Genomic DNA, 25,333 nt, shown 5'->3' with positions numbered 1-25,333 from the left:
ACTTCCGCTCAACGATTGCTACGACCTGAGCGCAATAGAGGTCGGCTGTCGATAGGCCATAGCAGCAGGAATTGTTGCGATTACGGCGGCGATCAGAAGCAGCACGGCGACAAGTGTCAGGTCTTCCAGGTTCAGGGCAATCGGGCCCGTAATCCCGCTCGTAGCCGACAACCAGCCCGAGAAGATCCTTGCTCCAGCATAGCCAAGGCCAACTCCCAGGGCGACGCCCAAACCGACGAGAATGAGGATCTCTACCCAAACAAGGCCGAAAACCGCCCTTCTAGGCGCTCCCAGTGCCCGAAGAACGGCTAGTTGCTTGCGTCTTTGCGACAAATGGACCGTACAAACTAAGATCACGGCGGCGGCGACAAGCGCCTGCGTTGTCATGGCGATTGCAGCCAGAACGGACCGAACATCTCCGAGAGTAGCAAAAAGGCGCGTCAGGACTTCAGCGGGAAAAACGCCGAGGGTGGCATCCCTCCGATACTCGGCCCTTAGGCGATAGGCGTCGGCTATCGTCTTTGCTTTCACGATGATGGCCGGCACGCCCGGGGGATTATTCCAGGGCGGGCCAATTCGGATGCTTGTCATGCTCGCGGGTTCTGGTTCGTGCTCTTCTCTGTCATCATGACCATCCACGAGATGGTGAACTCTCCATACTCCTTCGATCGGAACCAGAATTGCCTTATCCCAGGGCGTACCGGTTTCCGCCATTCTCCCGACGATGGCGTAAGCCAGCTCTCCGTGAGTATGTCCGCCCTCATCCGGCAAGCCGTGCAAGGGCTTGATCTCATCTCCAATCGAAAGCTTCACCTTGGCGCCAACGACTGCCTCGGAGATTTGCCGAAATATCCTCCCCTCGGTCAGTTTTCCATGGCCCCGACTATCGATGAAGGCAGCACTTGTGCCGACGATGGGCATACCGTCGAAGGAATCCCCAAAACCTACCGGCGCGGCCATCTCCACTTTTGGATCGGCAGATAGCTTCTGCAGAATGGAACCGGGCATCAACGGCAGTGGCGCCAGCTGAAGAAAAACCGCAGACAGGACGAGCTGTGTTTCGCTGCCCGCCGCACCGATCACCAAGTCGAATCCCTCGGCCGCCCGCGCGCTGCCGAGGCGAAGTGCTCGCTCCTGAAGATTGACGGCGACGCCCAGACCCGTTGCACTGGCGATGAGAAGAACGACGACCGTCGACCCGACCCAGAGGCGACGCAAATCGGCCCAGATGAATCTTGCTGGGATCATACGTTACCCTCAGAGGTCATGACGAAACCACGATCCATGAAGATGGCACGCGTCATCGCCCGTTCAAGTGAGCTGTCGTGGGTGATGACGATCAGTGTGGCACCCAAGGAACCGGACAGATCCACGAGCAATTCTGTGACTGCGTCGGCGCTGTTCTTGTCAAGGCTCGCCGTCGGCTCGTCGGCCACAACCACACTCGGACGCGTACAAAGGGCTCGCGCAATCGCAACCCGCTGCATTTCACCTCGGGAAAGGGTTGCGGCATCCTGGTCAAGTCGCGTTAAGCCGACGTGGCGAAGAAGGTCGATCGCTCGCATGCGGTGCTCTGCGCTTGAACGGAACGATCGAAGCTGCTGTGGAAGCAGCACGTTGTCGAGGACGCCGAGCCCGGGAAACAGGTGGAATTCCTGAAAAACGATGCCGACGTTTTTGGCTCGCCAGCCATCTCGATCTGCCTCGTTAAGATCGAAGATGTCGATTTTGTCCCAAATAACCTTACCTGTATTTGGACGTTCGAGCCCTACCAGCACATTGATGAGCGTTGTTTTCCCGGCGCCCGAGGGTCCTGTTATGGCGACTCGCTCTCCAGCGTCAATCGAGAGTTGAGGCACATCGATCACAGGTCTTTCAAGACCTGCAATCCGCACTTGGACGTCACGAAGCTTCACGCTCGGCATTGTCACGACATCCGGAAACGCGAACTGGCCAACCGAAGGAGACTGACAAAGCCTGTCTCCGGATCCGTCCATGACCCATGCTCGAGAGTACCCTCGACTTCGATAGTGGTATTGGATTGTACAAAGGTCTGCTTTTCACTCAAGTAAACCACGACGATGTCGCTTGGCCAGTCTGCATCTGAAGAACAGAAGGGACAGAGGGCCATAGGAACCTTGGTCAGGACGAAGAAGTTTGCTTCGGCTCTTAGCGGAGGAGCCATGAAACCTCTCATACGGACTCGCTGCCCGCTCAGTTGTTTGACCCGTCCGGACAGGGTCATGCCAAGAACGCCTATGGTGTCGTAGAGCTGTTCAAAGGTCAGCTCAGGCATGGATGCGTTTGCGCTGCTTGCGGAGACGATGAGGGAGCTTAGTCCCATTAAGGTGTTGCGGCGTGTGAGCATCATTGGCCTGGTGACTTTCACCCGTGTGAAGGTGGAGCGGTCAATTCCGCTCCACCCTATCACCCTATTTCTGCGCCTTTTGAACCAACGATCCGCTTCCTAAAGCCAGAACCTCGGCCATCACGCGGAACACATCGGTGTTTTCCAAATAACCGCGGAATCTCTCCGATCCGGGTCCCTGAGCCTGCAGGATGACGTCGTCGACAGCGTGCACACCTGTATCGGCATCTTTAGGCAAATTGCCGATCCGGAGCACGGCACCGGGGACATTCTTGTAAGCTTCGTTGGCGACGTACTGCTTTTTCTCGTTTTGAACCGCAGGGACGAAGGGCTCGTCGAGTTTCGGTCGGAATGTCTCGTAATAATCCGGGAAGTTGTTCGCAAACACGGCCAGGCGGCGTGAGACGTCAACACGATCCGGATAACCGTCTCCATCGCTGTCGGCATAATTCGGGAAGCCGGCCTCAGCGTAGGTACCGACCTTCTCTCTCATCTCTTCGCCGGGCTTGCTGTCGTCGATCGTCCCGATGATGGAAACGCCATGAGTATGATCGCCTGTCACGATAATCAGGGTGTCAGGGTGCGTTTTGGCAAATGCCTGGGCTTCTGCGACAGCCTTGTCGAACTCGATGGTGTCAACCAGCGCGCGCTCCCAGTCCAATGGATGGGACATCTTGTCGATGGAGGCCCCCTCAACCATGAGGAAGAACCCTTCAGCGTTCCGAGAAAGAACATTAAGCGCAGCCTGCATCATTTCGACGGTGCCAGGCTGATTTGGGAACTTACCGACCGTGCCTTTTTTGAGAAACTTCCGGTCCAATGTGACATCCATGTTGCCCGGGTGGAAGAGACCCAGCAGCTTACCGGTATTGGTTTCGCGTGCCGCCTTGGCCAGCTCTTCGTCGCTGGTCGCAACCACATAACCAGCTTCCCTGAACTTGGTCACATAGTCGATATCGTCTTTACGTTTGGATCCGGCAGTCGTTTTTGGCAAGAAGTACGCTGAACCGCCCCCAAGCAAAACCTCCGGCTTCACATTAAAGAAATCCGCCATCAACTCTGCCTTATCGGCACGACGACGGGTGTGTCCGACGACGGCCGCCGGGGTTGCATCTTGGAGCTCGGAGCCGGATACGACGCCGATCGACATCTTTGTGTTGCGTCGAACGATTTCCGCGATGGTCTCCTGCTTCGGATGCTCCAGTGTGTTCTTGGCTCTGCTGGCATAGACGCCGAGGGCGTTCACGGCCGACTTGTGCCCGGTCATGTAAGCGCTCATGGTATTGGCGCTGTCCGCTGCAATAGAATCCGTCGAGGCCGTCCCGATAAAGGCCATGGCCGGCAAGTCGTCCATCGCAAGACGGCCGCTCGCCTTTCCTTCAACATTGCCTTTTGACATGATCCGCGCGCCGGTTCGGTGCGCGACGGACAAGCCATCACCCAAGAGGAAGATGATGTTCTTTGCTTGTTTCTGGGCAGGGGTGCCGAACACCGACCATTTTACCGTCTTCGAGAAATCGCCTGCTCTGACGTCCACGACGTAGTCGCCCGCATTGGCAATGGCCGCACTGCGGATAATCAGAGAGGAAGCATCGCCGCCGTCTTCTTTCTCGATATAGGAGAAGGAGCCGCCCAGGATCTTCTCCGCATCCTCGCCGTTGATCGTGACCTTGATGTCCTTCTGCGCAATGATCTTGGGTAGTTCGATCTTGAAATCAAACTTGGCTCCCGAAAGGATCGTCGCGCGATCAATGGGATAAACAGCCTGCGCCTGGGCAACTCCTGGCACGGCCATAACGGCGAGTATCGCCAACAATCCATATTTCATCGGAAATCCTCATGCATCCGCTAGAGACACGTCTCAGTCTGAGCCACTGCCATAGCGATGAAGAGGGCTCGGCAGTATGGTCCCACCGATTACGCAAACCGAATGTCAGTTGAATGACAGAGGAAGGAGATGTCTGCCTATATGGCACTTGAGGCCAGAACTGCAGGCGCAGCTGCTCAGAGGCCCTGCATGGCCGGGGAAAAGCGACCCACGAGATGATGCCTTTCTCCTGGGTACGTAATGCGGGCCTCCGTCACGAAAACACCTGCCTGCCACGTACGCCGCTCAAGTACCAGACAGGCTGAACCTGTTTGGATCTTGAGCCGTCTGGCCAGGCTGGCATCTGCATTCACAGCCCGGACGACGTGTTCGGCATCCGTCCAGGGAACACGTCTGAGCAGCCAAGTTCCGGGGGGATCCTGTTTGAACGCCTCTCTTTTCGCCTCCGGGACCGTTGCCAGATGAATCAGTCGCTGTTCATAAGCCCGGGGGATGTTGTCCATGAGATGCAAGGTTGTCAGGGACAGCATCGTGGTTCCGACCGGCAGACCGGTGCGCTGGGCGCCGGCGACGTCAAGGACTTCGATGGCTCGCTCGAGAATCGTGAAGCGATAGGTGGTGCCGGCGCGTGCCGCCTCAAGGGCAAAGTCCTGAATCTCAAGAACGGCTTGTTGGGTGCTTGGCTCCGCGACAACCGTTCCGGCGCGGCGGCGACGCGTGATAAGCCCGTTCGCGGCAAGGGCGGACAGGACCTTGTTCACGGTCATGCGAGAACAATTGTACTCTGCCATCAGCTCGTGCTCGAAAGGTACCCGGTGGCCGGGTGGCCACTCTCCGGACATGATTCGAGTCTCGATATCGTCACGGATGCGCTGATAGAGGTGCTTCGCTTCGGAAGGTTGAGGAGTCCGCGCCGACTTCGTGTTCATGATCGGATCCTGGTCATAACTTTTGCAAACCGGGCAGAAATCTCGTCCCGCTTGTAATGACGTCCATGAGTAACGACGGTTCGACCTCCGACAATAACTCTGTCGATTGCCCGCGCACCTGTTGCGAAGATGTAGGTGTCGAGCAAAGCATCTCCGGAGAGGCCAGCAAAGTCGGGAGCGTCACTATCTAACACAACCAGATCCGCCCGGGAGCCGGCTCTAAGTGCACCAACCCGTCTTCCAAGAGCTTGCGCTCCCCCTGTCAGTGCCTTGGTGTAGAGGCTCCGGCCTGTTGACTCCCCTTCCCGCTCCGCAAACAGGTTCCGACCACGATGAGACAGACGCTGACTATATTCCAGCTGCCTGAGTTCCTCCGGAGCCGAGATGTGGATGTTCGAATCCGAACCCACACCAAATGCACCGCTCCTGCTGAGGAATGGTACCCCGGGAAAAATTCCATCACCCAGATTTGCTTCTGTTATCGGACACAGTCCAGCGACTGACCGGGACGCGGCAAGCCCCTGAATTTCCTCTTCATCAAGATGCGTCGCATGAATCAAGCACCAGCGCTTATTCACCGGCGTATGGGCCAACAGCCACGCGACAGGTCGCATCCCGGACCATGCCAAGGAGTCCTCGACCTCCTTGGTCTGCTCTGCAATGTGGATATGAACAGGTCCTTCCGGCGCCATCCCTACGACGGCATGCAGGCTTTCGGGAGTTACGGCCCGCAGACTGTGCGGAGCAATCCCTAGAACGGCGTCGTCGACGAACCGGACCGCCTTCTTGGCACTCTCAAGGAGCCGCACGTAAGCATCGACTCCACAGATGAAACGCTTTTGCCCATCGTTTGGCGCAGCCCCACCAAAACCGCCTTGGGCGTAAAAGACGGGGAGGAGCGTGAGTCCAATCCCTGCCTCGGCAGCAGCGGCAACAATACGTCCGGACAATTCCCCGATATCGCCATAGGCATGACCGTCCCGGTCGTGGTGGAGATAGTGGAACTCAGCCAGAGAGGTGAAGCCGCCCTCAAGCATCTCCATCATGGCGAAAGCTGCGACGGTCTCCACGTCGTCAGGCGTAAGGTGCTCGAGGAAACGATACATGACCTGGCGCCATGTCCAAAAGCTGTCCCCAGTAGGACCTCGCCTTTCCGCAAGACCCGCCATGCCACGCTGGAACGTATGACTATGAAGATTGGGAAGGCCAGGAAGCGCAATGCCGGCAATCCGCTCCCAACCGTCTCGATGAGGGGCATCCGGGGTGACACTTTGGATAAAGCCGCTATCGATATCCAAAGCGACATTTCTGGCCCAACCGCTTGGCAGGAGGGCTTGATCGAGGAAAAGCCTACGCACCTGCCCTGTCGCCATAGCGTCGTGTCCCCTTTCGTCTGGTTCAGGATCCTAAATCGATCCCAGACCTCAGAATAAGTCTAGACAATAATTTCAACTCGCGTTTATGTATAGACAATACCGAAGAAGATGGGAGGATGGACCATGCGCCTCGACCGGATCTGGTACCGGGCCCGTCTGGCGACCCTGGCCGAGCACATGGGCGGCCTCGGAATCGTTGAGGACGGCGCCATCGCCGCGAAGGATGGGCGCATTGTCTTTGCTGGGCCATCCGACCGGCTTCCAGCCTCGTGGGAGGCCATGGAAAAGATCGACTGCGACGGCCGGTGGATCACTCCAGGCCTCATCGACTGTCATACTCATCTTGTCTTTGGAGGGGATCGCGCCCGAGAATTCGAGCTTCGTCTTAACGGGGCGAGCTATGAGGAAATTGCTCGCGCGGGAGGTGGAATCATTTCCACTGTCAAAGCCACAAGGGCTGCGACAGAAAGCGAGCTCATCGCCAGCGCGCTTCGGCGGCTCGACCACTTGATTGCGGAGGGCTGCACCACCGTCGAGATCAAGTCGGGCTATGGCCTCGATCTTGAAACGGAGGCGCGGATGCTCCGCGCCGCTCGCCAACTTTCCACGGCGCGCCCCGTCAACGTCACGACGACATTCCTCGGAGCTCATGCGCTTCCTCCCGAGGCCGGCGGGGATAAAGATGCTTACATCGATAAAGTCTGCCGGGAGATGCTGCCAGCCCTGGTGCAAGAAGGCTTGATCGACGCTGTCGACGCATTTTGTGAGGGGATCGCCTTTTCACCGGATCAGACTGGCCGGGTTTTCAAGGCGGCAAAAGAGCTTGGATTGAATATCAAGCTGCATGCCGACCAACTCTCAAACCTACATGGTGCAGAGCTGGCTGCAGGTTTCAAGGCTCTCTCGGCGGATCACCTCGAATACACCGACGATCAAGGCGCCAAAGCGATGGCTCAAGCCGGAACCGTCGCAGTTCTGCTGCCGGGTGCCTTCTACATGCTTCGCGAAACCAAACTCCCTCCTGTAGAAGCGTTCCGGCACCATGGCACTCGCATGGCGCTTGCAACAGATTGCAACCCCGGCACGTCACCTCTGACGTCGTTGCTTTTGACAATGAACATGGGTGCGACACTCTTTCGCCTCACGGTGGAAGAATGCGTCGCAGCCGTCACGCGAGAAGCGGCACGCGCCCTCGGACGCTTAGACGATATGGGCACGCTGGAAGCGGGCAAATGGTGCGATCTTGCAATCTGGGACATCGAGCGCCCAGCGGAGCTAGTCTACAGGATCGGCTTCAATCCGTTGCATGCCCGCATATGGAGGGGACATTGAACACAACCGTCATCTTGCAGCCCAGCTCGGTCCCGCTCACTGATTGGAAGCGGATTTATCGAGGCAGCGGCATAGAACTTGACCTGAACGTCCGCTCGAAAGTCGAAGCAGGTGCGCGCACGATTGAACAGATCGTCGCCAAGGGGGATCCTGTTTATGGGGTCAACACGGGGTTTGGAAAGCTGGCCAGCGTCCGCATCGGAGCGTCGGATTTAGAGACTCTTCAGCGCAACATTGTGATATCCCATGCCGCAGGCGTCGGTGAACCGCTTCCTTCGTCGGTCGTGCGCCTTGTGATGGCTTTGAAACTTGCGAGTCTGGCGCAGGGGGCATCAGGAATTCGCTGGTCGACTCTTCAACATCTTCAGGACTGTCTTACGGCTGGACTTATTCCCGTTGTCCCAGCCCAAGGATCCGTCGGTGCTTCCGGCGACCTTGCACCTCTGGCGCACATGACTGCAGCCTTACTGGGTATCGGGGCCTTTTTCGTGGGCGACGAGCAGGTTCCTGCGATGGAAGCACTTGGCCAGGCGGGCCTTGAGCCTCTGGTGCTCGGCCCTAAGGAAGGTCTCGCGCTGCTCAATGGAACGCAGGTCTCCACCGCCCTTGCCCTCGCCGGTCTTTTTGAAACCGAGCGCGTGTTTCAGGCTGCTCTTATTACGGGAGCTCTGGCGACGGACGCAGCGAAAGGATCCGACGGACCATTTGATCCTCGAATCCAAGCACTGCGCCGTCACAAGGGCCAAGCCGAGGTCGCAGCTGCCTTGCGAACTCTGATGCAGGGCAGCGTGATCCGTGCGTCACACCTCACAAACGACGATCGCGTCCAGGATCCCTATTGCCTGCGCTGCCAACCACAGGTCATGGGAGCCGTACTCGATCTCCTCCGGCAGGCGGCCAGCACGCTTGAAACTGAAGCGAACGGAGTATCGGACAACCCGCTGGTATTTGCCGAGACCGGCGAGGTAATCTCCGGTGGAAACTTTCACGCGGAACCTGTTGCGTTTGCGGCCGACATGATTGCTATGGCGATCTGCGAAATTGGATCGTTGACGGAACGCCGCATAGCGATGCTTGTAGATCCTGCGCTTTCGGGGCTCCCGGCTTTTCTGACACCAAAGCCTGGACTGAACTCCGGGTTCATGATCCCGCAGGTGACAGCGGCCGCGCTCGTGTCGGAGAACAAACAACGCGCCTACCCTGCAAGCGTCGACTCAATCCCGACTTCGGCAAATCAGGAGGACCATGTCTCCATGGCAACTCATGGGGCACGTCGCCTCATTCCCATGGCACGGAACACGGCCAACGTGGTTGGGATAGAGCTGCTGACGGCAGCCCAAGGTTGCGACTTTCATGCTCCCATGAGAACGAGCGAGCCCCTCGAGCGTGTCCGATTTCTGTTGCGTGAACAGGTACCGTCCTTAGCCGATGATCGCCACATGGCTCCTGAAATGAAACTGGCTACGGAGCTGGTGAGCTCCGGCGCACTTGCTGAAGCCGCAGGCGCAGCGCTGCTTCCATCTCTCACGGCGTGATCCGATGACCAAAACCTCTCCTCCCTGGCTATCGATCAGCCGTGGCAACGCCCCACTTCTTGTGAGTATTCCACACACTGGCATGGAAATACCGCCGGAATACGCAAATGGACTGGTATCGCCATGGCTATCACGGAAGGACGCGGATTGGTGGATCGAACATGTCTATGACTTCGCATCCGGTCTCGGCGCGACCATCATTCGCACGTCGATCTCAAGAACCGTCATCGATGTAAATCGGGATCCGGCAGGAATCTCACTCTATCCAGGGCAAGCGACGACAGAGTTGTGTCCGACGACAACTTTCGACGGCGAAGCCCTCTATCGTCCTGGAGCGGAGCCGGACGAGAAGGCTCTTGCCGAACGACGGGATCTTTTCTTTACCCCCTATCATGCAGCTCTTCAGGCCGAAGTTGAACGATTGCAAACGCAGCATACCCACGTTGTGGTTTATGATTGCCATTCCATCCGCTCTGTCATTCCTCGTCTGTTCCAGGGCACACTTCCGCACCTTAACATCGGCACGAATGACGGGGCAAGTTGCGATCCTGAACTGACACGTGAGATCGAGGCGATCTGCACCGAGAGCGCGTTCACGCACGTTACGAACGGTCGGTTCAAGGGCGGCTATATCACCCGAAATATGGGTAAGCCTGCTGCCGGAATTCATGCCATACAGATGGAGCTGGCTTGCCGAGGGTATATGCACGAGCCCATCGGCCCGGTCGCGGAAGGGCAATGGCCGACGCCATATGATGCCTCTTTCGCGGCGCCGATGCGTAGTGTCCTTACCCATATTCTGGAATGCTGTCTGACTTTCGCAAAGCACGAAGCCTAACGAGGAACTGCCATGCACCGCATTGATAACGCACGGGTGATCCGCGCTGCTCACGGAACTGAACTCTCGGCGAAGAGCTGGCTTACCGAGGCTCCCTTACGCATGCTCATGAACAACCTCGATCCGGAGGTCGCGGAAAAACCCGGTGAGCTTGTCGTTTATGGAGGAATTGGGCGGGCGGCGCGTGATTGGGAGAGCTTTGACCGCATCACGTCGACTCTGAAGACATTGGAACCGGACGAGACGCTCCTTGTCCAGTCGGGTAAGCCGGTCGGCGTCTTTCGTACTCACCCGGATGCTCCTCGTGTCCTGATTGCGAATTCAAACCTTGTTCCGCATTGGGCCACCTGGGACAAGTTCCATGAACTCGACCGCAAGGGTCTCATGATGTACGGCCAAATGACTGCAGGGTCGTGGATCTACATCGGAAGCCAAGGGATTGTGCAGGGCACCTACGAGACGTTCGTGGAAGTCGGGCGTCAGCACTATGGCGGCGACCTCTCAGGTCGCTGGATTCTGACAGCCGGCCTGGGCGGCATGGGGGGCGCTCAGCCTCTTGCGGCCACGATGGCAGGGGCTTCCTGTTTGGCTATCGAATGCCAGGCGAGCCGGATCGAAATGCGTCTCAAAACAGGGTATGTCGATCGACGGGCGGACTCGCTCGATGAGGCCATGAGTCTCATCGAGCAATCGTGCCGTGAACGGAAGCCCCTTTCCGTCGGCCTTCTTGGCAACGCGGCCGAGCTCTATCCTGAAATCTATCGGCGCGGCATCCGCCCCGATGCGGTTACGGACCAGACATCCGCGCATGATCCCGTAAATGGCTACCTGCCAAAAGGCTGGAGCGTCGCCGAGTGGGAAGCCAAGCGTGAAACGGATCCAAAAGCGGTTGAACATGCCGCCAAGCGATCCATGGCTGAGCATGTACGGGCCATGCTTGATTTCCATAAGGATGGCGTGCCGACACTCGACTACGGCAACAACATCCGCCAGATGGCAAAGGAAGAAGGCGTCGAGGATGCCTTCGCATTTCCGGGCTTCGTTCCGGCCTATATTCGCCCGCTCTTCTGCCGCGGCATCGGGCCGTTCCGCTGGGCTGCGCTGTCCGGCGATCCGGAAGATATTTATCGTACGGACGCAAAGGTGAAGGAGCTGCTGCCGGACAATAAGCACCTGCATAACTGGCTCGACATGGCGCAGAAACGCATCAAGTTCCAAGGCCTTCCAGCACGTATCTGTTGGGTTGGGCTTGGCGATCGTCATCGCCTCGGGCTCGCCTTCAACGAAATGGTGGCGAAGGGAGAGCTGAAAGCGCCCATCGTGATCGGGCGTGATCACCTGGATTCCGGCTCCGTGGCAAGTCCGAACCGGGAGACGGAAGCCATGAAGGACGGGTCCGATGCCGTTTCGGATTGGCCGCTCCTCAATGCGCTGCTGAATTGCGCATCAGGCGCCACTTGGGTCTCCCTCCACCATGGCGGCGGCGTTGGAATGGGATTCTCACAACACTCGGGGATGGTCATCGTCTGTGACGGAACCCCGGAAGCCGCGAAACGCATCGAGAGGGTTTTGTGGAATGATCCAGCCACAGGAGTTATGCGTCATGCGGATGCGGGCTATGATCTTGCGATCGACTGCGCACAAGAGCACAACCTGAACCTTCCAAGCCTCCGTTGAGGAGAAAACCATGACCCCTCATGTGATTCGCGCTGCAGAGCTCGTGAGGGTTCCGTGGAAGAATGGCGGCGGGACGACGTCAGAGATTTCCGTCTTTCCGCATGGCGCCGGCTTTGACACTTTCGGCTGGCGCATCAGCATGGCCGACGTGGCGATGGAGGGCCCCTTCTCCGCTTTTCCGGGTGTCGACCGGACCCTGATCGTGATGGAAGGCGGAAACATCGAGCTGACCGTCGGAGGAGTTCCATTCCGACTGAAGGGCCCGTCGGACAAGTTATCGTTCTCGGGGGACGACCCAACGACGTGCCGTCTCCTGTCAGGTCCAATCCGCGACCTCAATGTCATGACCCGTCGTGGGCAGTTTCGTCATCGCACGCGGACGCTTGAGGCCGGAACAGCCCTCCTGGCCGAAGATGCCCACATGGCCTTTATTACACCCTTGAATGGGCGGTTGAACGTAACCTTGGGCGGAACCATGCATGCGCTGGAGACGCACGACACGCTGATGCTGCCGGCCTGGACTGATCTCATCCCTCTCTCTGGCCCTGGCAGGGCGGTGCTGATCGAGATTACGCCTGATTAGAGAGCAATAAAGTGTGAAGTTCGTGCCGAATGAGGAAAGTTCCAGCAGCCCCTCATGTCTATACATTTGACATCCGACTTCCGTCATGGTGCGATCTGCGGACACTCGCATCGAACCGTGACGGCAAAAGACAGAGATAGACCAGAGATGTCACGGCGACCGATAGACGAGACGGCAGGGTGACGTGGAGGTCATGATGAAATCGATCATAGGTGGTTTGGCGCTGCTTTCGCTGGCAGCGGGCTCGGCATCGGCGCAGGATACGAAGGTAGCGGTGGGAATTTCCGGCTGGACCGGCTTTGCTCCCCTGACACTCGCACAGGAAGCGGGCATCTTCAAAAAGAACGGCCTCGATGTCACGCTGAAGAAGGTGCCTCAGGCCAGCCGCCACCTCGCGATCCAGTCCGGCGACATTCAATGCGCCGCCACCACAGTTGAAACCTGGATCGTCTGGAACGCGAACGGTGTCCCGACGAAGCAGATCTTCCAGCTCGACAAGAGCTACGGCGCCGACGGCATGGTCGTGCGCAACACGATCGGCTCGATCAAGGATATCAAGGGAAAAACCGTCGCTGCTTCAGCACCCGGTACCTCCCCCTATTTCGCGCTTGCTTGGATGCTCAAGAAAAACGGTCTTTCCGTAAAGGACGCGACTGTCGTCAATATGGAGCCAGGTCCCGCCGCTCAGGCTTTCATCGCAGGCCAGAATGATGCCGCCATGACTTACGAGCCCTATCTCTCCTCCGTGCGCGCGGCGCCGCAATCCGGCAAGATCATTGCAACGACCCTCGATTATCCGATGGTGATGGACACCTTCGGCTGCACGCCGAAATTCCTGAGCGACAATCCAAAGGCCGCAAAAGCTCTTGCGGACAGCTATTTCGAAGCTCTTGATATGATCGCCAAAGAACCCGCGAAGGCCTATGAGATTATGGGAGCCGACGTAAAACAGACAGGCGAGGCCTTTGCCGCGTCGGCAAAGTTCCTGCGCTGGCAGGACCGAGAGGCCAATAAGAAGTTCTTCGACAGCGAGTTCAAGACGTTTTCGGCTGAAGCCGCGGACCTTCTGCTGGAAATTGGCATCATCAAGCAGAGACCGGACATGAACGCGCTCGCTGATACCAGCTTCATCCAGTAGCTGATCCCTTGCACGGCGGCTCCCATAGCGAGCCGCCGCTTCGCTCCTTTCCCTCATGCGGACCTGGACTGGGCTCCTTTCCAGGCGGCGGGCATTCGTTCATGAGACGTCCACTCGAACCAGTTAGCCAAGGCCTACGCGTCGTTCTTGGTATATCTTTTTTTGTGCTCTTCGTTGCGGCCTGGGCTTTCGCGACACTCGGTGGCTACGTTTCGCGAACATTCCTGGCCGATCCAATCACCATGCTTCAGGATGGATGGCTCCTCCTGACGAAATTCGGGTTTCTGACCGATATCGGGGTGACGGTCTGGCGCGTGGTCGGAGGCTTTATCCTCGCGGCTGTCGTTGCGGTTCCGATCGGTGTGTTGATGGGGGCCTACAAACCCTTTGAGGCGTTCCTCGAACCCTTCATCTCCTTCGCCCGGTACCTGCCTGCCTCTGCGTTCGTTCCACTCCTTATTCTGTGGGCTGGAATCGGCGAAATGCAGAAATTGCTAGTCATTTTCATAGGGTCTGTTTTCCAGATCATTCTCATGGTGGCAGTCGCGGTCGGCAATACGCGCCGCGATCTCGTCGAAGCGGCTTATACCCTTGGGTCGAACGACCGGGGTGTCGTGCGGCGCGTTCTCATTCCGGCCAATGCTCCCGAAATTGCAGAGATTCTCCGTCTCGTGCTCGGCTGGGCATGGACATATGTCATCGTCGCCGAACTGATCGGCTCATCATCCGGCATCGGCCATATGATCATCGACAGCCAAGCCCTTCTCGCAACCGGGCAGATGATTTTCGGAATTATCGTGATCGGCATTATCGGGCTTATTTCGGACTTCATGTTCAAGGCTTTGAACCGAACACTCTTTCCTTGGCGGCTAGCATGACAAACACTGTTTTGACGATCGACAACGTGTCGCGTGTTTTCCCTGGCATGCGGGGAGGCGCTCCCGTACGGGCGCTCGAGCCCACCAATCTTTCCGTGACGGAGAACGACTTCATCACCATTCTCGGGCCCTCCGGCTGCGGAAAGTCGACTCTGCTCCGGATTGTTGCCGGCCTCGACAAGCCGACATCCGGCAGGGTCGTTCTCAAAGGGCAGGAAATCAGGGCACCTGGCGCCGATCGCGGCATGGTGTTTCAATCCTACACCCTCTTTCCATGGCTGACCGTCGCGGATAACATCGCATACGGTTTGCGAGAGAAAAGCGTCCCGTCAAGCATGCGCCGGGAAATTGTCGCGTCCTATATCGACAAGGTGGGGTTGCGCGGCTTCGAGCAGCATTACCCGAAGCAGTTATCAGGCGGCATGCAGCAACGAACGGCTATCGCGCGTGCGCTTGCCAACGATCCCGCCATCCTGCTTCTTGACGAGCCATTCGGCGCCCTCGACAATCAGACCCGTTCTCTCATGCAGGAACTTCTACTTGGGATCTGGGAGCGGGAGCGAAAGACCGTCCTGTTCGTAACTCACGACATCGAGGAAGCAATCTTCCTTGCGTCCCGCGTCGTCGTCATGACGGCGCGCCCAGGACAAATCAAGGCCGATATCCCTGTCGAGCTTCCGCATCCGCGGCACTACAGGATGAAAACCAGTATTGAGTTCTCCGACCTCAAGGCTCTCCTGACGGAGGAAATACGGGTTGAAGCGATGCGTGCCAGCGAAGTTCACTGAAGGCACGGTCCGAAAAGAAACTTTATATCGCAAACGACTTTCAGCTGATGAAACCGATTCTTCCCGACAAGAAGCTCTCGCTGCTGTAACAATGATCATCTTGTCTGACGAGGGAAACCCCGCTTAACATAGCCACCCAACTGCCACGTTAATGTGACATATCGGATTTGCGGAAAAGCATTTCACCCTGATTTTCTGTAATTCGACGAGGCGAATACATTGAATGATCTTCGCCTCATTCGGACGGAGGACGCTATGTCGTGTCTGAGGACCGTGACCCTTATTGCCGCGTTGGCGTTGCTGCCCCCTGAACTCACCTACGCTCAAACTCCACCGCCGCCACAAGTCACCGTTGCCAAACCCGTCGTCAAAGACATCGTAGAGCGGGACGATTTCATCGGGCGCTTCGACGCCATCGATCAAGTCGATATCAGGGCCCGCGTATCCGGCTACCTGGACAAAATTCACTTCGTCGACGGCGCGATCGTCAAGGAAGGCGACCCCCTTTTTACGATTGATCAACGCCCGTACCAGGCAGCCTTGGAACAAGCGGAAGCAACGGTGGCTTCCGCCCAGGTCAGGGTCGAATTTGCGTCGAATGATCTGGACAGAGCGGAGCAGCTGCGTAAGTCCGGCAATATCGCCGAGCAGCTCCTAGACCAGCGTCGATCAAATTTTCTAACGGCTCGGGCCGAGCTCGATCGCGCACAGGGCGCCCTCCGCAATGCGCGCCTGGATTTAGAATTCACGCAGATCAAGGCTCCCATTGCCGGGCGGATCTCACGCAAACTTGTATCCGTCGGCAACCTGATCAACGCCAACGAAACGATCCTGACAAACATTGTTTCGCTGGATCCGATACACTTCTATTTCGATGTCGATGAACGTTCTTATCTTGCCTACTCGCGGCAGGAGAACGGTGGAACGCGTACGTCGACCCAGGACGGCCCCAATCAGGTCGAATTGACGATGACCGACGAGAGGCTTGCCAAACGCACAGGTAAGCTTGATTTCATCGACAACCGTCTTGACGCGGCAAGCGGTACCATTCGGGCTAGGGCCATCTTCGACAACAAGGATCTTTTCCTCACACCGGGTCTTTTCGGACGCATCAGCCTTATGGGTTCAAATCCCTATAAAGGTATTCTCGTTCCCGACGAGGCTGTCGGAAGCGATCAGGACCGTCGAATTGTCTACGTGGTCGGTGAGGATAACACCGTCAGCATAAGGCCCGTTCGCCCCGGGCCAAGAATTGATGGCTATCGGGTCATCCGTACGGGGCTGAAGGGCGATGAAAATATCGTGGTCAACGGTTTGGCGAGGGTTCGACCCGGAATAAAGGTCAATCCGCAAGTCTCAACCTTGCCGCCGGTCCGCGAGGCCGCAAACCGCAACCTCAATGAATAACGGAGGGTCGAATGCGGTTCGCCCACTTCTTCGTTGATCGTCCGATCTTTGCAACCGTTTTGTCCGTTGTTCTTCTCCTCGTCGGCGGAATTGCCTACACGACCCTCCCTATCGCTCAATACCCAGAGATTGCGCCGCCGACCATCGTGGTGCGTGCCAGCTATCCAGGAGCTGACGCACAAACCGTTGCATCGACTGTAGCGACCCCGCTTGAGCAGCAGATCAACGGTGTTGAGGACATGCTCTACATGTCCTCCTATTCAACGTCGGACGGGTCGATGGCCCTAACCGTCACGTTCAAGCTCGGCACCGATCTCGATACCGCTCAGGTCTTTGTTCAGAACAGGGTAGCCATCGCGACTCCCAGGCTTCCCCAGGAGGTACGCGCCCTTGGAGTAACAACGGCCAAGAGTTCTCCGGATTTGATGATGGTTGTCCATATGCTCTCGCCGGACAACACTTACGATCAGCTCTATGTGTCGAATTATGCGCGCAACAATGTGCGAGACATCCTCCTTCGCCTTGACGGTGTCGGAGACCTCATTCTCTTCGGTGAGCGCCAATACAGCCTGCGTGTCTGGCTCGACCCTGAGAAACTCGCCGTTTTCGGCATGACTTCCGGGGATGTCGTCAGAGCGGTGCAGGAACAGAACGTGCAGGTCTCGGGCGGATCTCTCGGTGCGGAGCCGGCGCCGACGGACAGTGCCTTTCAGCTCGTCGTGAAAACCCAAGGACGCTTCGAGGACCCTCGTGAATTTCGCCAGATCATTGTACGCGCCACCGAGGATGGGCGCCTCGTGCGGCTGCAGGACGTGGCAAGGGTCGAGCTCGGGGCACAGGATTATGTCACGAACTCCTATCTCAACGGGAAGCCGGCCGTGGCTCTCGGCATATTTCAGCGCCCCAATACCAATGCACTCGGATCAGCGGAGCAGATCATTGCCACCATGGCGGAGCTTTCCAAGAATTTCCCGCCTGGTCTCCAATATGAGATTGTCTATAATCCGACCGAGTTCATCGCGCAAAGTGTGAACGAAGTTTACAAAACCCTTTTCGAGGCGGCGCTTCTCGTCGTTCTCGTCGTACTTGTCTTCCTGCAATCATGGCGAACGGCCGTAATACCAATCATCGCGATCCCTGTATCCTTGATTGGCACTTTCGCGGTCATGTCCCTTCTTGGTTTTTCCATCAACACCTTGACCCTCTTCGGCATGGTGCTGGCGATCGGTATCGTCGTCGATGACGCCATCGTGGTCGTGGAGAATGTGGAACGCAACATCTCCCTCGGAATGTCCCCCCGAGAGGCGGCGCATAGAACCATGGATGAGGTCGGCAGCGCCGTCGTGGCAATCGCATTGGTGCTCAGCGCAGTCTTCATCCCGACAGCGTTCATTCCAGGTATAACAGGCCAATTCTACCGCCAGTTTGCCCTGACCATCGCAGTCTCGACCCTGATTTCGGCCTTCAATTCCGTAACGCTCTCCCCTGCCCTCGCGGCCCTCCTCCTGAAGCCGCATCAGGAAGAACGCCCCCGCAACGCGATCGCTCGAACAGGCCGCTGGATGGCGGACAGGTTCAACAGAGGTTTCGATGCGACTTCCGGCGCCTATGCCAGGGCGGTTGGAGGCGTCGTCCGACATAAGCTCATTGCGCTTTCCATATATGCTGGGCTGATCGCCGGGACGGTATGGATTGCAAACACCATCCCGAGAGGCTTCATCCCCACGCTCGACCAGGGATACGCCATCGTTGTGGTTCAGTTGCCGGAGGGAGCGTCGCTGTCCCGCACGGATGAGGTCGTTCAGCGGGCATCAAAGATCATTCAGGAAACTCCTGGCGTTAAGGACGCGGTTGCATTCGCAGGCTTTTCCGGCGCCACTTTCACCAACGCCACCAATGCGGCTGCAATCTTTGCGAGCTTTCGGCCGTTTGATGACCGTGTAGCAGCCGGACAATCGGGTCAGGCAATCATTGGGCAATTGTTCGGCCGCCTCCAATCCATCCAGGAGGCGTTCATTATCGCCATTCCGCCTCCGCCGGTCCGAGGGTTGGGCAACAGCGGCGGATTTCGTATTCAGCTTCAGGAGCGCACGGGAGACGAGGTAGATCGCGTCCTCGCGGCCGCTTACGAGATTATGGGTCGAGCTCGGCAGAATCCCAATCTCGCAGGCGTCTTTACGACATTTTCAGCGAATGCACCCCAGGTTTTCCTGGAGATCGACCGTGCAAAAGCCCGCATCCTCAACGTTCCCATCGCCAATATCTTCGAGGCTCTGCAGGTCAATCTCGGCGCCGCGTATGTGAATGATTTCAACTTCTTAGGACGAGTCTGGCAAGTGCGGGCACAGGCCGACCAGCGCTTTCGAATCGAGCCGTCCGATATTAATAGCCTGCGCGTCCGTTCCTCGACGGGAGCCTTGGTGCCTCTCGGTACGCTGGTAGAAATGCGCGAGATATCCGGGCCCAATCTGATCCAGCGCTACAACATGTACACCTCAGTGCCGGTCCAGGGCGAGGCAGCGCCCGGAGTGTCCTCGGGAACGGCGCTTGATGCGATGGAGCAGCTTGCTCGGGAGGTCCTGCCCCAAGGGACGAGTTTCGAATGGACAGAGCTGGCATTCCAGGAAAAGCAGACCGGCAACACGGCCATTTTGATATTCGGCCTATCCGTACTGTTCGTCTTTCTCGTGCTGGCGGCACAGTACGAGAGCTGGTCTCTTCCCTTGTCCATCATTCTGGTTGTTCCAATGGCAGTGCTCTCGGCACTCGTTGGGGTCATGATTCGCGGGATGGACAATAATATTCTGACGCAGATCGGCCTCGTGGTTCTGGTCGGACTTGCCGCCAAGAACGCCATTCTGATCGTGGAATTCGCCAAGCAGGCCGAGGAAGAACAAGGTCTGGATCCCATCGCCGCCGTCGTAGAGGCGTGCCGCCTTCGGCTACGTCCAATCCTGATGACGGCTTTTGCGTTCATTCTCGGCGTTCTTCCCCTTGCCATTGCGACCGGCCCCGGCGCGGAGATGCGGCAGGCTCTCGGAACGGCTGTCTTCGCGGGTATGTTGGGCGTAACGCTTTTCGGACTTTTCCTCACCCCGGTCTTTTATGTGGCAATTCGGAAGTTAACGAATTGGATGAGTACAAGTCGGTTCTCGCGACGTCCCAAGGAAGCACCTTTGTCAGAACCCGACGGGGAAAAGCTCGCCCCGTAGCGGGCGACCACAAACCACTGGCAGGACCATTTTGCCCAAGGCCCATGGAAGACTGCATTTTCAGGTGGCATAGCCTCGTGTATGACGATCAGGAACTCTGCAAGGCGGGACTCGGCATGCCGAGAAGCCAGCATACGCATGAGCAAGAGCGAATATCTTTTAAGGATGAAGCGATGACGGACGTGACTCAGTTGGTACTCGAGGTCCAAAAATCATGGGAGGCTCCCGGTCAACCTCATCCTATCCTCACGGCTGCCGGCGACGCCTTTGCAAGGTCCGTTGGCTATCGTCTGTACACCGTGACATGCATGCTCGCCGGCGGCCGCGAGGTAGAGCGCATTCACTCGACCAATCCCGAGGTATACGCAGTCGGTGGCCGCAAACCGGTTCTCCCAAACGCCTACACGCAACGCGTCCGCACAGAGATGAAGCCTTTTCTTGCTAAGACTCCCGCCGGTTTCACCCCTCTCTTTCCCGATCATGAGACAATCGTCGGGCTCGGGTTAGGATGCGTGATGAACCTTCCAATCGTCTTCAACGGCGAGGTGCTGGGAACCGTGAACCTGCTCGATCGCGAGGGTGTTTACAATGAGGATCATGTCGAGCCTGCCATGATGATTGCCAGGCAAATTCTGCCAGCACTCCTTGAGCAGAGCGCTTGAAATCGGCGCCATGAACGTCTGCTGCCAGACAGAATCCCGCCCCGTGTACTTGGACAAGCGCTAGCCAAGCATCGATTACGAGGCCGGTGGCAATTGCTTGGCACCCACATCGAGGCGTTTCTTCGTCAACATGTCTAAAGTAGCGAAGGGCGGCGTGATCAATGGATAAAGCGGCACGCTCTCTCGATGCTTTCTCGGCATATGGAGTCGAGATCGAATATTGCGTCGTCGACCAGAAAACGCTCGGGTGCCGCCCTATCGTAGGCCAAATTTTGAGAGCTGCGGACGGCGGTCAAGTCAATGCGCTCAACCGGGATCCCTTCGGGTGGTCCAACGAGTTCATGGCGCATGTTCTGGAGATCAAGTTGCTCCATCCCTCCGCTGACCTGGATGGGATAAGTGAAGGCTTTCAGAGGGAGGTGAAAGCGGCGAATGAAGCACTGAGACTTCAAGGCGCACGTCTCATGCCGTCCGCCATGCACCCTTGGATGGACCCGGCCCGCGATACCCATGTCTGGAGCAACGACCCTGAGGGTATTTATGCTGCATTCAAGAACATCTTCGAAACGGGAACTCATGGTTGGGCGAATGTGCAGAGCATGCATGTGAACCTGCCCTTCTCCGGCGAAGAGCAGTTTGTTCGCCTTCATGAGATTATTCGGCTCATTTTGCCGATCATTCCCGCCCTGGCAGCGAGCTCACCCATCGCAGATGGCCGCAAGACCGGATTCGCTGATTTCCGGATGGAAGCCTACCGGACCAACGCGGCTTGTTTTCCGATCATCACGGGACAGGTCATTCCGGAGAGCGCTTCTAGTCGCGCACATTATGAGCAGGCTGTTCTGACGCCGATGTACCGAGCCATTGCGGAGCATGATCGTGCTGGAGCTCTCCAGGATGAGTGGCTCAATGCGCGAGGAGCAATTCCGCGCTTCCGTCGAGGCTCCATAGAGATCAGGGTCATCGACACTCAGGAATGTCCCGGAGCGGACATTTCGGTCGCCGCTGCCATTATTGCAGTCGTGAAAATGCTCTATGAGCAAGGAAACCTGCATAAACAGATCTCGCCCGCCCTGTCGACCGGGCACCTCGTGCGCATTTTCAATGCCTGCATTCGGACAGCCGACGAAGCCCTTATCGACAACCCGGCCTACCTTGCCAGCCTCGGCTTTACCACGAGCATTTGCACCGCACGTGATCTCTGGCGCCGTCTCGTGACGAATGCGGAAGCCAAAGGGTTTCTCATGACGGGCTGGATGCCAGTCCTTGATACGATCTTGGAAAGCGGCCCTCTCGCCAGGCGCATCGAAAAGGCAGTCGACGGGGATTATAGGTTGCCGCGGCTGCAGGAAGTCTATGACGGTCTTTGTGATTGCCTGGAAGAAGGAAGGATGTTTCTCCCTTAGTCCCTGGCCAGTCACGTGACCGTTGCTGGACGATTCTTGGTTGATTTAGCCTCGAACTCCGCCAAACCCTCCGCCAAGGCCCGAATATGTCCCGCATCGGTGCCACAGCAGCCGCCCAGGATTCGCAGGCTGTATTTATTGTGTAGATTGAGGATGCCGCGAGCGAAGGCAGCTGGCTCGTCCCCCTCTACATGATCAAGATCATTTAATTTTTCCGGTGGGAGCGCTGATGCATTCGCCTTCATCCCCACCAGTCGCTTTGGCATGAGAGGCTGCAACCTATCGTCGTCGGCGACCGCGTCGCTGAAGGTCGATGCATGGACGCACCCTGTCAGGTAGTAGAGGGGCCGGGGTTGAACAGTGGCATCGATGAAGCTTATGACCTCCGACAGGCTGCTTCCGTCGGGAAGATCGCCGTGCCCATTGATCACCGGGGCCAACGCGTAGGTACATCCGGTTCCGGCCATCGCAAGCGCAACGCCGATCAGTTCCGTACGGCTCGCGAAGGTCGGCGCATAGAGAAAATCGACGCCCGCATCGGCAAGAGCTCGAGCTTGGGCGTGATGATAGTGCTGTGCCTCCTCGGTTTGAGGCGCCCCCTCAGCCCGGTAACCATCCCCTCTGGGCCCAATCACCCCAGCGATATAGACCTGCTTCTCCAGCTTCATCTCCCTTCGGAGTTCTCGGAGAAACGAAACGGCTTCCGTATTGACCCGGGTGAGATCATCGGGTTCTCCGAAGCCCGCATGTCTGAGCCCATCGGGATGCGCACGCCAGGTCGGGCTGCCGATCAACATCGGCCTTCCAGATTGGGCTGCCACGTCGAGATAGCTTGTATAAACCTTCCGCAGAGCAGCACGACCGCGACTGTCGAACAGCTCGGGAAATGACGCGAAATCGCGAAGACCGAGACTGAACTCATAGATGAGACGCGTCTCGATTCCTCCGTCCGTGAGGAAGACGACACCTGATTGAAAGGCCTGTTCGAACGCTGCTGTCATATCATCCGCGCGTCATGAGCTGAATTTTTGGGGCATGAACCTACGATACTTGATCGATCTCGCAAGTTTATCTCATTTTTACTGAGCTTGGACTGCGACGACTTACGGCTGAGGCTAAACAGGACCTCCGAAGCTTGCACAAGGCTGACGTGATGCCGGGAGTGCCCTAGCCATTTCCTCATTCCCTATGCCACACATTCAGGCGAGGCCTCGACGGGCCATAAGACAAATTCCATCTTAGGGGCGGGCAATGGGAAGGTTCGGCAAGCTTACGGCTGGGATCCTATTTGGATTATCCATCGGAATCGGGATCGTACAAGCGCAGGTCCCAACAGAACCCGTCCGCCCTGATCAGATCGACTATGCCATGGTCCCGCTGGCCGACGTAAAGGACTCGCCGCAATGTCGCCTTCACATTACGGGGAATAGCTACGCCTTTGATCCGGCGGTTTCAAACCCGTCCATGACCTGCCCGGACGCCTTCGCCTGGACCCTGTTCGTGCGAGCCGTCCGCGATAATTTTTGGGAAGATTGGACGACAGACCGCCAGATGTGGCCGAGCGACCCGTGGCCGCGGTGTCGGCCGGGAGAGACGAAGGGTCGGTGCTGCCCTGCAGTCGAAATATCGAACACCGGCGCCCCCGAACACTGCCCGGTCTATCCAGGCCCAACGCCGGGGGTTCCAAGCCATCAGGTCCGCGCACCGGTCACGGCTCATCAAATGAGCATCGAACAGGCACTAGGGGTTCTCGGGAAGAGTGACAAGCGCTGGGAAGCCGTTCCGGAAATTCTCAAGTCACCGGTAATTGGAGCCCTGCAGGACGAGATCATCTTCCGCAATCAACCAATGGTCGATTATGTTTTCGACAACGAGCTTTATTCCACGGAAGGGCTGATCCGCGTTTTCGATAACAAGCTCACCCTGCTCGGCAGCGTCGCGCCCAGACGTGCGGTTCCGCCTGACCCAGTTGCGGCACACGCGTCCCCGCCGTTCCTGACGAAGATCGATTTCCCGATCTCGTCCATCATGGTGAAGGCAAACTGGCTTGCGGCGGACCGAGCGTCCCAAGTGGGGATCGATCTCAACGATGCGAGCCATCCCTACATCATCATGAACTTCGTTCCCCGCTCGGCGCCGGGTGACACGATGCCTGCTGCCCCGAAGCCGTATATTTTGCTGTCGATGCATATTTCCAGCAAGGACGTTCCAAACTGGACATGGGCAACGTTCGAGCACGTCAACAATCAGGGGCGGTGCGACTGGATTGGTTGCAACGACAGCTTCGGATACACCGCGGCAGGCCCCACGCCATCCGGAAGCACGGAGCCTTTGGCGAACAATTATACAGGCCCCAACAAGCGGACGAATGTCGACAGTGCCGGTGTCGATGCCTTCGACCTTGCAAAAGTCTATCCCGACGGAGGCACTATAAGCCCCGTTCTTCAAGCACTGTTCGCCCAGGCCGAGATCGGCATGGGGAATGGCGTCAACACCTCCGGCCGACCGTCTCGGCAGGATGCGGCGTGGCGCTCTTATCGTCTCAAGGGCACCCAGGTGGACTTCGTGACGGCGACGGGCATACCTACCCGGGTCGGCAACTCCGTAACGGAAGCAGGGTTCGTGAACAGTTCATCCTGCTTGACCTGCCACAGCCGTGCCGCGATCACGAAGGACGGCGTTCCGGCCTTTGCGATCTTCACCGACCGCATGAGCGATGCCGGCCTGGCAGAGAGCGTCAATGGAGCCCCTAACCCGGCCTGGTTCTCTGTCAACGCCTTCTTCGGGGTCGGCGCTCAACGGGAGGCACCTCGCCTTCTCGCGGTGCAGACGGACTTCGTATGGGGCTTCCGCTTTGCCTGCCCTATGGAACCACGACCCTTAGGTCCCGCCTGGTGTAAAAATCTCACGACGAAAGGGTACTCGGCGCCCGTTCCGACGCGGACGACGCCCTAGATACGAATGTTCAAAGCAGGAATATCCCATGAGAGTGCAGCGCATCGTCGCCAATATCGGGGCATCGGACCTGAGCCAAGCGAAACGCTTCTATCAGGATGTTCTCGGTCTTGACCTGCTGATGGACCAGGGCTGGATCCAGACCTTTGGCCAGGGGGACCCAATGAGCATTCAGATCAGCGTCGCATCGGAAGGCGGATCGGGAACTGACGTGCCTGATCTTTCGATCGAAGTGGACGATCTTGATGAAGCCCTGAGACGGATGCAAGAGAACGGCTTTCCCATCGAATACGGCCCGGCGACAGAACCCTGGGGCGTGCGGCGATTTTATGTGCGCGACCCATTCGGCAAACTGGTGAATATCCTCAGTCACGCCCGCTAGATCCCTAGGGATACAAAGGCGTGATCTCTCGGCAACAAC

The 25,333-nt window shown here is 57.6% G+C and carries 21 protein-coding genes; 14 read left to right on the top strand and 7 right to left on the bottom strand.

Going from position 1 to position 25,333, the window contains the following annotated elements; all coding sequences use genetic code 11:
* Positions 1-18: 18 nt before the first annotated feature.
* From LJD17_RS16570 to LJD17_RS16545, 6 genes are all read right to left on the bottom strand, one after another.
* Positions 19-1,248 carry an ABC transporter permease gene (locus LJD17_RS16570; RefSeq protein ID WP_227385306.1) on the bottom strand — a complete coding sequence of 410 codons (1,230 nt, stop codon included), beginning with the start codon at positions 1,246-1,248 and terminating at the stop codon, positions 19-21.
* Positions 1,245-1,925, bottom strand: a complete 681-nt coding sequence (locus tag LJD17_RS16565; protein ID WP_227385305.1) for an ABC transporter ATP-binding protein — start codon at positions 1,923-1,925, stop codon at positions 1,245-1,247. The genes LJD17_RS16570 and LJD17_RS16565 overlap by 4 nt, the downstream gene beginning before the upstream one ends.
* Positions 1,926-1,927: 2 nt before the next feature.
* Positions 1,928-2,371, bottom strand: coding sequence for a hypothetical protein (locus tag LJD17_RS16560; RefSeq protein WP_406600829.1), 444 nt, complete (start codon positions 2,369-2,371; stop codon positions 1,928-1,930).
* 61 nt (positions 2,372-2,432) lie between these two features.
* Positions 2,433-4,196: an alkaline phosphatase gene (locus LJD17_RS16555; protein ID WP_227385304.1), complete on the bottom strand. Its 1,764-nt coding sequence runs from the start codon at positions 4,194-4,196 to the stop codon at positions 2,433-2,435.
* Between the two features lie 176 nt (positions 4,197-4,372).
* Complete coding sequence (gene hutC, locus LJD17_RS16550; protein ID WP_227385303.1) at positions 4,373-5,125, bottom strand: histidine utilization repressor; 753 nt, start codon at positions 5,123-5,125, stop codon at positions 4,373-4,375.
* Positions 5,122-6,483: a formimidoylglutamate deiminase gene (locus LJD17_RS16545; protein WP_227385302.1), complete on the bottom strand. Its 1,362-nt coding sequence runs from the start codon at positions 6,481-6,483 to the stop codon at positions 5,122-5,124. The genes hutC and LJD17_RS16545 overlap by 4 nt, the downstream gene beginning before the upstream one ends.
* Positions 6,484-6,624: 141 nt before the next feature.
* Between LJD17_RS16545 and hutI the strand changes: the two genes are divergently transcribed.
* From hutI to LJD17_RS16485, 12 genes are all read left to right on the top strand, one after another.
* Complete coding sequence (gene hutI, locus LJD17_RS16540; RefSeq protein WP_227385301.1) at positions 6,625-7,833, top strand: imidazolonepropionase; 1,209 nt, start codon at positions 6,625-6,627, stop codon at positions 7,831-7,833.
* Positions 7,830-9,368 (top strand): histidine ammonia-lyase, encoded by a 1,539-nt coding sequence (hutH, locus tag LJD17_RS16535; protein WP_227385300.1) that lies wholly within the window; start codon positions 7,830-7,832, stop codon positions 9,366-9,368. Before hutI ends, hutH begins: the two co-directional genes overlap by 4 nt.
* Positions 9,369-9,372: 4 nt before the next feature.
* Positions 9,373-10,206, top strand: coding sequence for an N-formylglutamate deformylase (gene hutG, locus LJD17_RS16530; protein ID WP_227385299.1), 834 nt, complete (start codon positions 9,373-9,375; stop codon positions 10,204-10,206).
* A 12-nt stretch (positions 10,207-10,218) separates the two neighbouring features.
* Positions 10,219-11,883, top strand: coding sequence for a urocanate hydratase (hutU, locus tag LJD17_RS16525; RefSeq protein WP_227385298.1), 1,665 nt, complete (start codon positions 10,219-10,221; stop codon positions 11,881-11,883).
* 10 nt (positions 11,884-11,893) lie between these two features.
* Positions 11,894-12,466: a HutD/Ves family protein gene (locus LJD17_RS16520; RefSeq protein ID WP_227385297.1), complete on the top strand. Its 573-nt coding sequence runs from the start codon at positions 11,894-11,896 to the stop codon at positions 12,464-12,466.
* 196 nt (positions 12,467-12,662) lie between these two features.
* Positions 12,663-13,604 carry an ABC transporter substrate-binding protein gene (locus tag LJD17_RS16515; protein WP_227385412.1) on the top strand — a complete coding sequence of 314 codons (942 nt, stop codon included), beginning with the start codon at positions 12,663-12,665 and terminating at the stop codon, positions 13,602-13,604.
* A 101-nt stretch (positions 13,605-13,705) separates the two neighbouring features.
* Positions 13,706-14,482 carry an ABC transporter permease gene (locus tag LJD17_RS16510; RefSeq protein ID WP_227385296.1) on the top strand — a complete coding sequence of 259 codons (777 nt, stop codon included), beginning with the start codon at positions 13,706-13,708 and terminating at the stop codon, positions 14,480-14,482.
* Entirely contained in the window at positions 14,479-15,270 is a 792-nt protein-coding gene (locus LJD17_RS16505) for an ABC transporter ATP-binding protein (protein ID WP_227385295.1), read from the top strand. The genes LJD17_RS16510 and LJD17_RS16505 overlap by 4 nt, the downstream gene beginning before the upstream one ends.
* A 255-nt stretch (positions 15,271-15,525) precedes the next feature.
* On the top strand, positions 15,526-16,677 hold the full coding sequence (locus tag LJD17_RS16500; RefSeq protein ID WP_406600828.1) for an efflux RND transporter periplasmic adaptor subunit: 1,152 nt from the start codon (positions 15,526-15,528) through the stop codon (positions 16,675-16,677).
* A gap of 11 nt (positions 16,678-16,688) precedes the next feature.
* On the top strand, positions 16,689-19,889 hold the full coding sequence (locus tag LJD17_RS16495) for an efflux RND transporter permease subunit (RefSeq protein ID WP_227385293.1): 3,201 nt from the start codon (positions 16,689-16,691) through the stop codon (positions 19,887-19,889).
* A gap of 173 nt (positions 19,890-20,062) precedes the next feature.
* On the top strand, positions 20,063-20,551 hold the full coding sequence (locus tag LJD17_RS16490) for a GAF domain-containing protein (protein WP_227385292.1): 489 nt from the start codon (positions 20,063-20,065) through the stop codon (positions 20,549-20,551).
* 161 nt (positions 20,552-20,712) lie between these two features.
* A complete protein-coding gene (locus LJD17_RS16485; RefSeq protein ID WP_227385291.1) occupies positions 20,713-21,957 on the top strand; it encodes a carboxylate-amine ligase in 1,245 nt (414 codons plus the stop codon).
* An 11-nt stretch (positions 21,958-21,968) separates the two neighbouring features.
* On the opposite strand, the gene LJD17_RS16480 is transcribed toward LJD17_RS16485, so the two are convergent.
* Positions 21,969-22,958: a homocysteine S-methyltransferase family protein gene (locus LJD17_RS16480; RefSeq protein WP_227385290.1), complete on the bottom strand. Its 990-nt coding sequence runs from the start codon at positions 22,956-22,958 to the stop codon at positions 21,969-21,971.
* Between the two features lie 721 nt (positions 22,959-23,679).
* On the opposite strand from LJD17_RS16480, the gene LJD17_RS16475 reads away from it, so the two are divergent.
* Both LJD17_RS16475 and LJD17_RS16470 read left to right on the top strand, forming a co-directional pair.
* The gene (locus LJD17_RS16475) at positions 23,680-24,912 is read left to right on the top strand and encodes a hypothetical protein (RefSeq protein ID WP_227385289.1); all 1,233 of its coding nucleotides are present in this window, start codon (positions 23,680-23,682) and stop codon (positions 24,910-24,912) included.
* Positions 24,913-24,940: 28 nt separating this feature from the next.
* Positions 24,941-25,294, top strand: coding sequence for a VOC family protein (locus tag LJD17_RS16470; protein ID WP_227385288.1), 354 nt, complete (start codon positions 24,941-24,943; stop codon positions 25,292-25,294).
* Positions 25,295-25,333 lie beyond the last annotated feature (39 nt).

Source organism: Microvirga rosea (genome assembly GCF_020595095.1).
Lineage (GTDB): Bacteria > Pseudomonadota > Alphaproteobacteria > Rhizobiales > Beijerinckiaceae > Microvirga > Microvirga rosea.
The sequence above is the reverse complement of the archived record's forward strand: the minus strand, read 5'-3'. Positions and strand labels throughout refer to the sequence as shown.

Excerpts from the sequence above, each read along its gene's own strand:
- hutG (WP_227385299.1), top strand. The coding sequence starts at position 9,373 with ATGACCAAAACCTCTCCTCCCTGGCTATCGATCAGCCGTGGCAACGCC.
- LJD17_RS16565 (WP_227385305.1), bottom strand. The coding sequence starts at position 1,925 with ATGCCGAGCGTGAAGCTTCGTGACGTCCAAGTGCGGATTGCAGGTCTT.
- LJD17_RS16495 (WP_227385293.1), top strand. The coding sequence starts at position 16,689 with ATGCGGTTCGCCCACTTCTTCGTTGATCGTCCGATCTTTGCAACCGTT.
- LJD17_RS16560 (WP_406600829.1), bottom strand. The coding sequence starts at position 2,371 with ATGATGCTCACACGCCGCAACACCTTAATGGGACTAAGCTCCCTCATC.
- LJD17_RS16510 (WP_227385296.1), top strand. The coding sequence starts at position 13,706 with ATGAGACGTCCACTCGAACCAGTTAGCCAAGGCCTACGCGTCGTTCTT.
- LJD17_RS16515 (WP_227385412.1), top strand. The coding sequence starts at position 12,663 with ATGAAATCGATCATAGGTGGTTTGGCGCTGCTTTCGCTGGCAGCGGGC.
- hutC (WP_227385303.1), bottom strand. The coding sequence starts at position 5,125 with ATGAACACGAAGTCGGCGCGGACTCCTCAACCTTCCGAAGCGAAGCAC.
- hutU (WP_227385298.1), top strand. The coding sequence starts at position 10,219 with ATGCACCGCATTGATAACGCACGGGTGATCCGCGCTGCTCACGGAACT.
- LJD17_RS16490 (WP_227385292.1), top strand. The coding sequence starts at position 20,063 with ATGACGGACGTGACTCAGTTGGTACTCGAGGTCCAAAAATCATGGGAG.
- LJD17_RS16470 (WP_227385288.1), top strand. The coding sequence starts at position 24,941 with ATGAGAGTGCAGCGCATCGTCGCCAATATCGGGGCATCGGACCTGAGC.
- LJD17_RS16500 (WP_406600828.1), top strand. The coding sequence starts at position 15,526 with ATGTCGTGTCTGAGGACCGTGACCCTTATTGCCGCGTTGGCGTTGCTG.
- LJD17_RS16555 (WP_227385304.1), bottom strand. The coding sequence starts at position 4,196 with ATGAAATATGGATTGTTGGCGATACTCGCCGTTATGGCCGTGCCAGGA.
- hutI (WP_227385301.1), top strand. The coding sequence starts at position 6,625 with ATGCGCCTCGACCGGATCTGGTACCGGGCCCGTCTGGCGACCCTGGCC.
- LJD17_RS16520 (WP_227385297.1), top strand. The coding sequence starts at position 11,894 with ATGACCCCTCATGTGATTCGCGCTGCAGAGCTCGTGAGGGTTCCGTGG.
- LJD17_RS16485 (WP_227385291.1), top strand. The coding sequence starts at position 20,713 with ATGGATAAAGCGGCACGCTCTCTCGATGCTTTCTCGGCATATGGAGTC.
- LJD17_RS16505 (WP_227385295.1), top strand. The coding sequence starts at position 14,479 with ATGACAAACACTGTTTTGACGATCGACAACGTGTCGCGTGTTTTCCCT.
- LJD17_RS16570 (WP_227385306.1), bottom strand. The coding sequence starts at position 1,248 with ATGATCCCAGCAAGATTCATCTGGGCCGATTTGCGTCGCCTCTGGGTC.
- LJD17_RS16480 (WP_227385290.1), bottom strand. The coding sequence starts at position 22,958 with ATGACAGCAGCGTTCGAACAGGCCTTTCAATCAGGTGTCGTCTTCCTC.
- LJD17_RS16475 (WP_227385289.1), top strand. The coding sequence starts at position 23,680 with ATGAGCATCGAACAGGCACTAGGGGTTCTCGGGAAGAGTGACAAGCGC.